The organism is Bradyrhizobium sp. S69, assembly GCF_009766005.1.
Taxonomy (GTDB): domain Bacteria; phylum Pseudomonadota; class Alphaproteobacteria; order Rhizobiales; family Xanthobacteraceae; genus Bradyrhizobium.
This window is the reverse complement of record NZ_LMUK01000038.1, coordinates 335,167-347,733: the sequence shown is the minus strand read 5'-3', so window position 1 is coordinate 347,733 and position 12,567 is coordinate 335,167. Positions and strand designations below refer to the sequence as shown.

Here is a 12,567-nt window from a genome sequence, read left to right as displayed (position 1 = left end):
GCATGGCCGTTGGTCACCAACGCTGCCCGCCGGGTTCAATGCGGCCGCCGCCGCCAGCGCCAGAGTCCAATCCCCAGCAGCAGGATCGTCAGCGCAACGACCAGCGCCCCGCTCAAGAATCTGCCGCCCGGCCGGTCGATCGTGCGCGACCACAGCGAGGGCGTCTCACCCGGCCGCGCCAGACGAAACGCCACCAGGCTATCGCCGATCGTGGTGCCGGCCTCGGAATGACCGCCGGCCGCGATCGCCACATATTGTTCGCCCTTCCAGAAATAGGTCATGGGATTGGCGAGCCCGGGCACCGGCAGCCGGCCCTGCCAAAGCTCCTCGCCGGTTTTGGCATTGAGCGCGCGCAGATACGCATCCATCGCGCCGGTGAAGACCAGGCCGCCCGCGGTAATCACGACACCGTTGGGCAGCGGCGTACCCCATTTGAAGGCGATGCCGAGCGGTGCCCGATCTTCCGACGTTCCCACCGTCGACCGCCAGAGAATTTTTCCAGCCTTCAGATCGACCGCGACCGTTTCCCCCCATGGCGGCTTGTTGCAGGGAAACCCGAGCGGCGACAGCGCCACACGCCGCGTCATCGCAAACGGCGCGCCGCGCTGCTCGCCCAAATCAAATCCTTTTGCCGGCTTCAAACCCTCGACCTCGGCCCGCGGTATCAACTTGATGATATGGATGGCACGGCTGACATTGGCGTAGAGGATCTGGTTGACCGGATCGAACGCCGCGCTGCCCCAGTTCACCCCGCCCCCGGTCATCGGATAGAACAGCGTTCCCTGCGTCGAAGGCGGCGTGAACAGCCCCTCGTTGCGCAGGCCCGAGAGCTGCTGCTCACAGGCGGAGTTGCCTAGTCCGAGAAACGGCTTGAAGATATCCGCGGCTGAAAATTGTTGCGGCAGCAGCGCCGGCACGTGGGTCGGAAACGGCTGGGTCGGCGAAAGCTGTTCGCCTTCGGCAGCGCCTTGCGGCACGGCGCGCTCCTCGACCGGCCAGACCGGTTGGCCGGTGTCGCGATCGAGCACAAAGACAAAACCCTGTTTGGTCGGCTGGATCACGACATCGCGCAAGCCCGCGCCGGTGTCGATCCGCGTCAGCGTCGGCTGCGCCGGCACATCATAATCCCAGACGTCGTGATGCACGGTCTGGAACGACCACACCAGTTCGCCGGTCTCGGTGCGCAGCGCCACCACGGAATTGGCGTGCGCGTTGTCGCCTGGCCGCTTGCCGCCCCAGAAATCCGGGCTCGGCGACGACGTCGGCAGGAACAGCAGTCCGCGTGCCTCGTCGGCCGACATCGGCGCCCAGACATTGGCCGCGCCGGCCTCAATGCCGTCGCGCACCAGCGGGTCCCAACTCCAGCGCGGCTTGCCGCTGCGCGCATCGAAGGCGTGCACCGTTCCTGCCGGCCCGTCGACGCGGGTATTGTCCGAGATCGCGGAGCCGACCACGACCACGTCGCGGCTCACCACCGGCGCGGACGTGATCTGGAATTCGCCAGGCCAGAGCAGCGGCTTTGCGACATCGAGCCTGACTTCGCCGTGATCGCCAAAATCGACGCAGGGGATACCGGTTTTGGCATCGAGCGCGATCACACGGGCGTCGTTGGTGCCCATGAAGATCCGGGCGCGGCACAGCGCGTTTTCGGCGGCCTTGGTATCGACCCAATAGGTCACGCCGCGGCAATTATATCGGTTTGCGGGGAGCTGCGTGGGACTGATCTTGGGATCATAGCGCCATTTTGGCGCACCGGTGCCGGGATCGAGTGCGATGACTTCGTTGAAAGGCGAACAGAAGATCAGGCTGTCTTCAACGAACAGCGGCGTGGCCTCGAGCTTGGTGCGGGCCATCAGCTCCGGCGCGCGGGCCTCAAGATCGCCGGTGTGAAACACAAAGGCGCGGACCAGATTGCCGACATTGGCCGGCGTGATCTGATCGAGCTTGGAAAACCGGCTGCCGCCGAGGTCCGCGCCCCAATGATCCCAGCCGAACACAGATGGGTTCGCGACCAGCAACAAGGCGGTGAACAGACCGGATAGGTATCGCATGGCACCTCGCCGTCACATCGCCAGGGGCCAGGATTATACGACGTGCAGCGCACCCTTCCAACGTTCCTATCTGCGGCCCCCGCCTCCCCCACCGCGGTAGCCACCTCCGAAGCCGCCGCCGAAGCCACCGCCAAAACCGCCGCCCCCTATGCCGACGCCGACCGGCGGTCCATAGGCCGGTTCGTCATAAACCGGCGGCGGCCGGTGATGGACCGGGACATCGTCATCGTCATCGCGGTTACGCACGCGTCGCGGCTTTGAACCGCGCTTCGGCGGATCGGGCTCGACAATCTTCTTCTTCGGGTTCGGGGCCAGATCGACTTTTTGCAGCAGCGGGGGTTGCGTGGTGCAAGGACAGGTCGGGCCGACCGACGTGCTCGCCGGAACGGCAAGTGCTAACGCGTTGGCGAGATCCGGGCGATTGCGCAGCCGCGCTTCCAGTTTCTGCGCGGTCGCGGTCAGATCGCTGTCGGGATATTGCCCCAGGAAGGCGTGATATGCCGCGGCGGTGTTGATGATCAACGCGTTATTCCAGGCCACCATCCGCCGGTGCCGATCGAGCCAAAGCCGCGCCTGCGGACCGAACGGCGACGCCGCGAACAGCCCGACAAACGCCTCATAGGCTTCTTCGCTGCCGTCAGCCACGATCATCTCATTGGCCTCTTCGGCCCGCTTGTCCTGCAACTCAGTGCGCCATTGCGCGACGGTGCGCCTGGTCGCCGGCAGCGTCGCGGCGGCAGCGTCAGTGGCTGACACCGGTGCGACGCTTGCACTCGCACCTGCATTTGCATTCGGGAAAAAACTGAATTCGTCGGTCAGCGAGGAACTATCCCACGGCGTCTGGCGGCCCTCGGTGGTCTTGTTGACGGCAACGCGCACCCGTTTGAAGGCATCTTCGATCGGAAGCCCCGGCTGCTTGGCCACCGACAGCAGCGCGGTCGTATAGGGACTATCGGTGCCGCTACCGTCTTCGGCTTCCGCGCCCGGCGAGGTCGAAAACGACATGAAGGTGCCGGGAGCGCCGGTCTTGGCATCGACGATCGCCAGCCCGTGCCCGGCGGTCTTGCTGATCTCCGGGAAAGGGTTGTTGCGGCAGGCATCGAGCAGCAGGATGCGCATCTTGCTCGGCACCGATGTCAATGTGTTGAGGACGTCATTGAGACGGACCGCCTGCAATGGAATGTCGGCTTCCCGTTTCGGGTCGACATCCACCGGCACCAGATAATTCTCGCCGTCGATTTGCAGGCCGTGGCCGGCGTAGAACACCAGCGCCACGGTATCGGGGCCTTTCGCCGCCACTTTGGCGGCAAAGCCGCTGACTTTTTCCCGCATTTCGTTCTGCGAGAGATCGGCCGCGGTCTCGACCTCGAAGCCGGCTTCGCCCAGCAATTGGGACATCGCCTTGGCGTCATTGGCGGGATTGGGCAGCGCCACCACGGCGCGGTAATTCGACTGGCCGATTACCAAGGCGACGCGATTTTCGGCAAGGGCTGCGTGCGACACCAGCATCAGCCCTGCTGCAATCAGACTGCAATGGATGGCACGGAACATGGTGATACCTCCAGGCTCGACCATTGGTCGAGCCCTTCGGCGCAGAGGTTCATGGCTGGATTTCGGAAAACTGCTATTTCGGCTTCGCTATTTAGGCTTCTTGGCCGGATCGGCGGCGGGCTTGGTCACGCCCCACGGATCGTATTTTTCCTTGGAGTCGGGAATTCTCTCAAGCGCCGCCTTGTAGGCCTTGTCGTCGACCTTCTTGGTGGCCGAGTCGTCTTTCTTGCTATCGCCGGCGCCCTGATTCCGTTTGCCCATCTGGGCGTGCGCGGGCACCACCAGCAACGCCAGCACCGTCGCCACAATCGTCAAGGCCTTCATCGCTTGGGTCTCCCTGCCGTCCTTTTTTTCGCAAGCTCGTTCCTGCGACCAAAAAATGGCCAACATCCGGCACGCGCCGCAGGATAGCTGCTTCCGTATCCGGTTTCAGCACATTGTTACATGCCGTGAACGAAAATTAATCTAGCAATTACAGCAATTTTGCCTGCCCCGGGTTAGAACCGTCCCAATGGGGCGGATCGTAGTTCATATCGGGTTGATGGTGGCCGGCGCGTTGGCGCTGGCGGGATGCGGCTTTGCCGACAGCCGTTCGCCGGTGCCCGAGTTCATGCGCGTCAAGGACGGCGGCCCGCCGCCGCTGGAGCCGCCTCCCGACGTCAAGCAGCTGGTTCGCGGCCATCTCGACTCGGTTTTCATGGCCTCGTCGGCCCCGCACGACGTGCAGGTCTCCCCGGCGCGCCACAATCTCCGTGGGCCGGGCTGGATCGCCTGTGTCAGGGCCGATCTGAATTCCGCCACCGGCAAACCGCTGGGCATGCAGACCTATCGCATCGACATCGAGGAAGGCGTGATCCTCGACCGGCAGCGGGCCGAGGACAGCGACAGCTGCGCGTCCGAGAGCTTCGAGCCGATATAGCGCGTTTTCGCGCCAACGGGTCGCGCCGGAAGCTCTGGACAAGGCGTCCACATCAGGGTCAAATTTGATTTCAGCAAATCCGTTGCGGCGATACGCCGAAACGGATTGCTGGCAAGCGCCCGCGGCAACGACGGGCGTCGAAAAGTATAAAATTGGGAGGAATTCTTGGGCATTTCACGTCGCGACGTTTTATTGGGCACCACCGGCGCGCTTGGCGCTGCGACATTCTCGCGGCCCATGCCCGCTATTGCCCAGTCCGAGCCGATCAAGATCGGTTGGCTCGCCGCGATGACCGGCCCGAGTTCGGCCCCGACCGTCGGCTTCAATCGCGGCGTGACCTTCGCGGTCGACACCATCAATGCGGCGGGCGGCGTCAAGGGCCGCAAGATCGAGGTCATCACCCGCGACACCCAGGGCGATCCCACCAAGGCGGTCAACGCCACCCAGGAGATGATCAGCCAGCTCAAGGTTCACGGCATCTGGGGACCGGTGAACTCCGGCGAAGCGCTCGCCACCACGCCGATCATGGCGCGCGCCAAGATGCCGGACATCCATCCATGCGTGGTCGAAACCCTGATCGATCCCGCCAAATTTCCCAATGCGTTCCGGATGGCGCCATCCAACAGCCAATGGGATGACGCGGTGCGCAATTATTGTCTCACGATCCTCAAGGTGAAGAAGATCGCGGTGTTCGGCGACACCACCGGCTACGGCGTCACCGCGGTCGGCGCCTCGGTGGCCGCCTTCAAGAAGGACGGCGCCGACGTGGTCTACCAGGCCAACATCGATGCGACCCAGCCGGACATGACCCCGGACATGCTGCGCGCCAAGAATGCCGGCGCCGAGGTCATCGTGGTGTGGAGCGTCGCCACCAGCATGGAAGCCCGGATGTTCAACACCCGCGCGACCATGAACTGGGACGTCGCCTTCGTAGGCCATCCGTCGCTGGCGTCGGGCGACATCGCCGGCCTGATCGAAAAACCCGCCAATTGGGAGAAAGTGTACGCGGTCGGCTACAAGAGTTGCAGCTACGACGCGGCCGGCAAATTGCCGGCGAAGAGCCAGGAACTGGTCGATCGCCTGACCAAGGCCAATATTCCGCTCAACGACACCCTGCTGTGGTGGATCGCCGGCGGCATCGATGCGGTCGAACTGTTCGCCAAAGCCGTCGAGGCCTCAGGATCCACCGACGCCCCGGGCATCATCGCCCATTTGAACACGCTGTCGAAATATCCCGGCTATTTCGGCAATTACACCTTCTCACCGAGCCAGCATAATGGCTACCCGACCGATGAGATCGTGATGTCGGCGGCCAACTCCGCCAAGAGCGGAACCTTCGCATTGGCGCCGGGTTACGCGTAAGCCGCGGCGCGGGAGTGTAAGCCCATGCTCGGCTCAATCCTCGCCTCCGGTCTGGCGGCCGGCGCGATCTACGCGCTGGTCGGCGTCACCTACAACACCATGTTCTCGACCTCGCGGGTGATGAGCTTCACCTCGGGTCAACTGGCGATGCTCGGCGGCGTGTTCGGCTCGATGTTCATGCTCAAACTTGGCCTGCCGGTGATCGCAGGCTTCGTGTTGACGCTGGTCGGCTGCGCCATCATCGGAATCATCACCGAGTTCGTCGCGGTGCGGCCGGTGCTGAAGAATCTCGACCAGCATCTCTACGTGCTCTCCACGCTGGCGCTGGCCCTGATGATCCAGCAGGTCGCCGCGATCAAATGGGGCACCGAGCCGCAGCCGTTTCCGAAGCTGATCGGCTGGGGCAGCGGCGTCTGGGACGAAAAGTTCTGGCTGCCGGTGGTGGCCTGCGCCGCGACCGTGATCGGCCTCGAATATCTCTATCGCCGCACCTTGGTCGGCCGCGCTTTCCTCGCGATCGCGGAAGATAATTTCGCCGCGCGCGCGCTCGGGCTGCCGGAGCGCAATCTGCGGATCGCAAGTTACGCGCTGGCCGGCGTGATCGGCGGCATCGCCGGATTTTCCGGCGGCGAATTGCTGCTGGCCTTCTTCGCCAATGGCGCGTTGCTGAATTTCTACGGCTTCGTGCCGGTGGCGATCGGCGGCCTCGGCAACAACCGCGGCGCCATCATCGGCGGCATCGCACTCGGCCTGTTCCAGCAGGCGGCCAATTTCCTGGTCGGCGGCATCTTCTCGTCGGTCGCGGTATTCACGCTGTTCATCGTGGTGCTGCTGGCGGCGCCGCGCGGCCTGTTCGGCTCGGCCACGGCGCGGAGGGTGTGATGACATCGGTCACCGTCACGCCCCCGCGCAGCGAACCAAGCGCCTTTCGCGCGGTACTGCCGCAACTGGTGCCGTTCCTCTGCGTGTTCGCGGTCGCGATGATACTTCCGTTCGTCAGCAACGACTATTGGGCCTTGATCGGCACCCGGGCGGCGATCTACTGGGTGCTGGTGTCCGGCCTCAACCTCGTGGTCGGCTTCGCCGGTCACCTCGCGATCGGCTATGTCGCATTGCTGACGCTCGGCGCCTACACCACGAGCGTACTGGTCGCCGGCAATGTGATGCCCGCGGTGCCGGTGTTCGCGGCGTTGCCGATCGCAGCCGTCGTCGGCGCGGTGTTCGGCGTCGTCGTCGGCCTGCCGGCGCTGCGGTTACGTACCTTCTATTTCGCGATGTCGACCCTGGGCTTTGCCACCATCGTCACCCAGATCGCGCTGGCCTGGCAGAGCGTCACCGGCGGCGGTATCGGCATTGCGGGTCCGGAATTCCCCGCGCCCTTCAATACCGCATGGGGCTATTATTATCTCTGCATCGGCCTTGCGGCGGTCTCGACCTGGATCAGCGCCAACATCGCGCATTCGCGGTTCGGGCGCGCTTTGGTCGCGCTGCGCGACGCCGAAGTCGCGGCCGAAGCCACCGGCATTTCCAAGCCGCGGATGCTGATCGCGATCTTCCTGCTCGCCGGCGCGCTGGCGGCGATCGCCGGCGGACTGTTTGCCAGCCTGCAAACCTACATCACGCCGGATGCCTTCACCTTCGATCTGTCGGTGCTGTTCTTTATTGCCATCCTGATCGGCGGCCGCGGCTCGATTCTGGGGCCGCTGCTCGGCACCATCATCCTGACCATCCTGCCGGAGCTCGCAGCCCCCCTGGCGGCGTGGTCGACCTTCCTCTACGCGGTGCTGCTGCTCGTGATCGTGCTGGTGATCCCCGGCGGCATCGCCGCACTACTGGACTTCCGCAACCGGCGTCCGCTTCCCAGCAACCGCGCCATCCTGCCGCGCCCGGCAGCACTCGGCGACATCGTGCGCAAGCGCGCCGGCGGCAAGACGCTCAGCCTGCGCGGCATCGCGCTGAGCTTCGGCAATGTCCGCGCCATCGATGGGCTCGATCTCGACGTAGCACCGGGGCGGATCCACGGGCTGATCGGCCCTAACGGCAGCGGCAAGACCACGACGCTCAACGTGATCTCCGGTTACTACGCCGCCAAGGGCGGCACCATGACGCTGGGAGACGACGCGCTGCCGCCGGGCATGCCGGCGCTGCGCGCCGCGCGCGGCATCGCCCGCACCTTCCAGACGCCGCGCGTGATCGGCGAAGCCTCGGTGCTGCAAAACGTGATGATCGGCGGCACCATCGAGGGCGAGGCCTCCTTCGTCGAAGCGCTGCTGTCATTGCCGCGACACCACCGCGACGAGCGCATGCTGGCGGCGAAAGCGCGCGGCCTGCTGGGCGTGGTTGGGCTGGAAACGCTGGCCGATGTTCGTGCCGACCGGTTGCAGCACAGCGAGCTGCGCTTCATCGAGATCGCGCGCGCGCTGATGCTCGATCCGGATTTCCTGCTGCTGGATGAACCGGCCGCCGGCCTGTCCGCAGACGAGATCGACCGGCTGGCCGCCTTGATCAAGGCGATTTGCGCACGCGGCACCGGTGTCTTGCTGGTCGAGCATCACGCCGACCTGATCTTCGCCATCTGCGACCAGATCACGGTGCTCAATCTCGGGCGCATCCTTGCCGCCGGGACCGCGGCCGAGATTCGCAGCCACAAGGAGGTGGTCAGTGCATACCTCGGTGCCTGAACCCCTGCTGGCCGTCGCCGCGCTGCAATCCGGCTACGGCAAGATCCGCGTGCTGCATGGCATCGATTTCCAGGTCGAGGCCGGTGAGGTCGTGGCGCTGCTCGGCCCCAACGGCGCCGGCAAGAGCACGATGCTGCGCGCGCTGTCGGGGCTGCTTCCGGTCGACGCCGGATATGTCCGCTTCGGCGGCCGCGACATCACCAACATCTCACCGCGCGAGGCGGCCCGCGCCGGGCTCGTGCATGTGATCGAGGGCCATCGCGTGTTCACCCAGATCTCGGTCACCGACAACCTTTTGCTGGCGGGCTATGATTTGTCGCGGGGCGAGCGCACTGCGAGGATCGAGGAAGCGCTGTCGTTTTTCCCCGAGATCGCCGCCAAGCGCCATGAGTATGGCGGCGCGCTCAGCGGCGGCCAGCAGCAGATGCTGACGGTGGCGCAAGGACTGGTGCGGCGCCCACGGCTGTTGATGCTCGACGAACCGTCGGCGGGCCTGTCGCCGGTACTGGTCGACCGCGTGCTCGACGTCATCCGGCAGTTACGCAAGCAAGGCACTGCGGTGCTGCTGGTCGAGCAGCTCTTGGAAAAAGCGCTTGCGACCGCCGACCGCGTCTATGGACTGGTGCAGGGACACATCGTGCTGGAAGCCCCGACCAGCGAGAGCGATCTGCCAAGGCGGCTCGAACAGGCCTATTTCGGCCATCAGGCGCTGACCCCATGATGCCGGATGATCGGGTACCGGCCGAATGAGGCCGCTCGATATTCCAAAACAGCGTGGCCTCCGCGAAACGCAACCATGCCCTCTGGCGTATCTGGCTCATGGCAACCCTATCCATCCCAACACGGGGTGCTATCGGCGGCCCGGTCATGGTGCCCACCTGACCGGGCCGTTTGCTTGGCCGCTCGCGAAATCAAAACGGGCCACTCACTGGCGCAAGATTTTGATCGCCTCACATCGAACAAGAGTTAAGGATTCGAGACGGATGTTACCGGCCTTGCGGGACCCTTCCGTTTAGTCCACCATTTGCAATCAATAGCGGGCCGAATGGCCGCAACAATCGATAACGGCGCTTAAGAAAAACACGCCGGGAGGAAGCACCATGAAGAGCGTTGCCGTCAGCCGCCGCGTGATCCTGAAGCTGTCGACCGCCGCGGCCGCCTCGCTGCTGGGCTCGCCCGCCATCATCGGGCGCGCGCAAGCCGCCACCACAAAACTCAAATTATCATCGTCGCTGCCGAACGACCCGAAATATGCCAATGGCCGGGTCTACTACGACAATTTGGTCAAGAACCTGAAGGCCAACGGACTGGAACAGATCGACGTCACGTTCTACCCCGACAACCAGCTCGGCCAGGAAATCGACGTCATCAATTCGGTCAAGCTCGGCGTCATCGACCTGATGGTATCGGGCTCCTCGATCTCGGCCAATCTGGTTCCGCTGGTTGGGACGTTCGACCTCGGCTATCTCTTCACCAGCTATCAGCAACAGACCAAGGCGTTCGATGCCGGCGCCGCCAAGCCGGTCGACGAGGCGCTGCTCAAGGGCGCCAATATCAGGATCATCTCGTGGGCCTATAATTTCGGCGCCCGCAGCGTGCTGTCGAAGAAACCCGTCAAGACGCCGGAGGATCTCGCCGGGCTCAAGATCAGGACCCTGCCCAACCCTGTGATCACCGAGTGCCTTCGCCTGATGGGGGCAGCCGCAACGCCGCTGGCGTTCGGCGAGATCTATACGGCGTTGCAGGCCGGTGTGCTCGACGGGCTTGAGCACGATCCGCCGACCATCCTGGCCGCGAAATTCTACGAGACCTCGAAGAACTACGCACTGACCGAGCATATCTTCTCGCCGCTGGCGACCTATTTCAGCGACGCCACATTCAATCGCATGGACCCGAAACTGCGCGAGGGTTTTCTCGATGCGGCGACCAAAGCCGGCGCGGATACCCGCGCCCATGGCCTCGCGGTCGAGAAGGAGGCGCTCGCCACGCTGGTCGAAAAGGGCGTCAGCGTCGTCGAATGCGACAGGGAAGCCTTCCGCAAGCGCGTGCTGCCGCAAACCGATAATTTCATCAAGGCACATCCCGACGCCAAGCCGGTGGTGGACATGATCCGCGCGACGCAGGCTTGATCGATGATGTCAGGCGCGGCGCCCCCACACAGCGGTCGCCGCAGGATCATCGGTGCCCTGCTCGCGGTCAGCGACGCCGTCGCGGCGATCCTGCTCGCGGCCGACCTGCTGGTGGTCTGCGGTTCGGTGCTGCTGCGATTCCTGTTCAACGCGCCGGTCGAATGGGCTGACGATGTCGCCCGCGGCCTGATGGTCGGGTCAAGCTTCTTTGGCGCGGCAAGTGCGGTGGCGCGCGCCGAAAATCTCGGCGTCGCGTTCTTTGTCGACATGTTGCCGGCGTCAGTCCGGCGCGTGGTCGATGCCGTCGGCGCCGTGCTGGTGCCGGTGATCGCGTTCTATGTGGCGTTCAATGCCATCAAGCTCGGATGGCTGACCACCGGACAGACCTCGGGCTCCGGCCTGCCGCTGGAATGGACGTTTTACCCGATGGGCATCGGCGCCTTGCTGATGACGATATTCGCGCTCGATCTGTTTGCCAGGCGCCCGCTCCGCGACATGATCGCGGGCGTGATCGTAACCGCCCTGATCGTGGGTCTCTATCTCGCCTGGGATGGCCTCGCCCCGGATACGGTGCCGTCGTCGGGAAGCCTGATGCTCGCGGGCTTCTTCATCACGCTGTTTGGCGGATTGCCGATTGGATTCGCGCTGGCTCTCGCCGCGCTGACCTTCATCTGGGTCGAGGGCACGCTGCCCGGCGTGATCTTCGCGCAGCAGATGGCGCGCGGCATCGACAATTTCGTGCTGCTGGCGATCCCGTTTTTCATTCTGGTCGGCTATCTGATGGAAGCCAACGGCATGTCGGTCCGCCTGATCGAACTGCTGCAGCGCGCGGTGGGGCGCATGCGCGGCGGCCTCAACGTCGTCATGGTGATGTCGATGGTGCTGTTTTCCGGCATCTCCGGTTCCAAGATGGCCGACGTCGCCGCCGTCGGATCGGTGCTGATCCCGGCCGCGCGCCGCTCCAAACAAAATCCGGGCAGCGCGGTGGCGTTGCTCGCGGCGTCCGCGGTGATGGCAGAGACCATTCCGCCCTGCATCAATCTGATCATCCTGGGATTTGTCGCCAATCTGTCGATCGGCGGATTGTTCGTGGCGGGCCTGCTGCCGGCCGGCCTGATGGCGCTCGCCTTGATCGCGGTCTCGATCGTGTTTGGCAAGCCTCCCGTAGCTTCCGACCAGACCGAACCTCAGATTCCAATGTCCCAATTATGGGGCGGCGCTATCGCCTCGTTCGGACTGATCTTCATGATCTTCGCCGGCTTCAAGAGCGGATTTGCCACCGCGACCGAAATCTCGGCGTTCGCGGTGCTCTATGCCATCGTGGTCGGCGGCGTGGTGTTTCGCGAGCTTAGCCTCACCAACGCGATCCACAGCTTCACGCAGGCCGCGACCCGCTCCGGACTGGTGCTGTTCATCGTCGCCGCGGCCCAATCGCTGGCGTTCATTCTGACATTGCAGCAAGTGCCGCATCAGGTGGGCGAGATCATGCTGTCGCTATCGGGCAGCCACGGCACCTGGCTGTTCATGCTGCTGTCGATCGCGGTGCTGATCGTGATGGGCTCGGTGCTGGAAGGCGCCGCGGCGCTGATCATCTTCGGGCCGCTGCTGCTGCCGGTCGCGGTCAAGCTCGGGATCAATCCCTTGCATTTCGGCGTCGTGCTGGTGATCTCGATGGGGCTCGGCCTGTTCGCGCCGCCGCTTGGCTTAGGGCTTTACGGGGCCTGCATGATCGGCAATGTGCCGATCGAACAGACCGTGAAGCCGATATCGGGCTATCTCGGATTGCTGCTGCTGTGCCTCTTGGTGATCGCGTTCGTGCCTGCGATCTCGACGGCGCTACCGCATGCGCTGGGTTACTGACCCCTCGGGCTTGA

10 protein-coding genes are annotated in these 12,567 nt (G+C 64.3%); 7 read left to right on the top strand and 3 right to left on the bottom strand.

The window, feature by feature from the left end:
* Positions 1-35: 35 nt before the first annotated feature.
* The 3 genes from GSQ88_RS16400 to GSQ88_RS16390 all read right to left on the bottom strand — a co-directional run bounded on the left by GSQ88_RS16400 (position 36) and on the right by GSQ88_RS16390 (position 3,926).
* Positions 36-2,051: a pyrroloquinoline quinone-dependent dehydrogenase gene (locus GSQ88_RS16400; RefSeq protein WP_159008757.1), complete on the bottom strand. Its 2,016-nt coding sequence runs from the start codon at positions 2,049-2,051 to the stop codon at positions 36-38.
* A gap of 66 nt (positions 2,052-2,117) precedes the next feature.
* Positions 2,118-3,602 (bottom strand): caspase family protein, encoded by a 1,485-nt coding sequence (locus GSQ88_RS16395; protein WP_159008756.1) that lies wholly within the window; start codon positions 3,600-3,602, stop codon positions 2,118-2,120.
* A gap of 87 nt (positions 3,603-3,689) precedes the next feature.
* Positions 3,690-3,926 carry a hypothetical protein gene (locus tag GSQ88_RS16390; RefSeq protein WP_159008755.1) on the bottom strand — a complete coding sequence of 79 codons (237 nt, stop codon included), beginning with the start codon at positions 3,924-3,926 and terminating at the stop codon, positions 3,690-3,692.
* Positions 3,927-4,113: 187 nt separating this feature from the next.
* Here GSQ88_RS16390 and GSQ88_RS16385 point away from each other — a divergent pair, with 187 nt between their 5' ends.
* The 7 genes from GSQ88_RS16385 (at position 4,114) to GSQ88_RS16355 (ending at position 12,553) form a co-directional block, all read left to right on the top strand.
* Positions 4,114-4,521: a hypothetical protein gene (locus tag GSQ88_RS16385; protein ID WP_159008754.1), complete on the top strand. Its 408-nt coding sequence runs from the start codon at positions 4,114-4,116 to the stop codon at positions 4,519-4,521.
* 165 nt (positions 4,522-4,686) lie between these two features.
* Entirely contained in the window at positions 4,687-5,883 is a 1,197-nt protein-coding gene (locus GSQ88_RS16380) for an ABC transporter substrate-binding protein (RefSeq protein ID WP_246784824.1), read from the top strand.
* 24 nt (positions 5,884-5,907) lie between these two features.
* Complete coding sequence (locus GSQ88_RS16375) at positions 5,908-6,765, top strand: branched-chain amino acid ABC transporter permease (RefSeq protein WP_159008753.1); 858 nt, start codon at positions 5,908-5,910, stop codon at positions 6,763-6,765.
* Entirely contained in the window at positions 6,765-8,564 is a 1,800-nt protein-coding gene (locus GSQ88_RS16370; protein ID WP_159008752.1) for a branched-chain amino acid ABC transporter ATP-binding protein/permease, read from the top strand. Before GSQ88_RS16375 ends, GSQ88_RS16370 begins: the two co-directional genes overlap by 1 nt.
* Positions 8,545-9,285, top strand: a complete 741-nt coding sequence (locus GSQ88_RS16365; RefSeq protein WP_210253830.1) for an ABC transporter ATP-binding protein — start codon at positions 8,545-8,547, stop codon at positions 9,283-9,285. The genes GSQ88_RS16370 and GSQ88_RS16365 overlap by 20 nt, the downstream gene beginning before the upstream one ends.
* A gap of 379 nt (positions 9,286-9,664) precedes the next feature.
* On the top strand, positions 9,665-10,693 hold the full coding sequence (locus tag GSQ88_RS16360; protein WP_159008750.1) for a TRAP transporter substrate-binding protein: 1,029 nt from the start codon (positions 9,665-9,667) through the stop codon (positions 10,691-10,693).
* Between the two features lie 6 nt (positions 10,694-10,699).
* Positions 10,700-12,553, top strand: coding sequence for a TRAP transporter large permease (locus GSQ88_RS16355; protein WP_159008944.1), 1,854 nt, complete (start codon positions 10,700-10,702; stop codon positions 12,551-12,553).
* Positions 12,554-12,567 lie beyond the last annotated feature (14 nt).

Bases quoted from the DNA above. Each gene is read 5' to 3' on its own strand.
- GSQ88_RS16370 (WP_159008752.1), top strand. From the start codon at position 6,765: ATGACATCGGTCACCGTCACGCCCCCGCGCAGCGAACCAAGCGCCTTT.
- GSQ88_RS16390 (WP_159008755.1), bottom strand. From the start codon at position 3,926: ATGAAGGCCTTGACGATTGTGGCGACGGTGCTGGCGTTGCTGGTGGTG.
- GSQ88_RS16385 (WP_159008754.1), top strand. From the start codon at position 4,114: ATGGGGCGGATCGTAGTTCATATCGGGTTGATGGTGGCCGGCGCGTTG.
- GSQ88_RS16395 (WP_159008756.1), bottom strand. From the start codon at position 3,602: ATGTTCCGTGCCATCCATTGCAGTCTGATTGCAGCAGGGCTGATGCTG.
- GSQ88_RS16360 (WP_159008750.1), top strand. From the start codon at position 9,665: ATGAAGAGCGTTGCCGTCAGCCGCCGCGTGATCCTGAAGCTGTCGACC.
- GSQ88_RS16355 (WP_159008944.1), top strand. From the start codon at position 10,700: ATGTCAGGCGCGGCGCCCCCACACAGCGGTCGCCGCAGGATCATCGGT.
- GSQ88_RS16400 (WP_159008757.1), bottom strand. From the start codon at position 2,051: ATGCGATACCTATCCGGTCTGTTCACCGCCTTGTTGCTGGTCGCGAAC.
- GSQ88_RS16375 (WP_159008753.1), top strand. From the start codon at position 5,908: ATGCTCGGCTCAATCCTCGCCTCCGGTCTGGCGGCCGGCGCGATCTAC.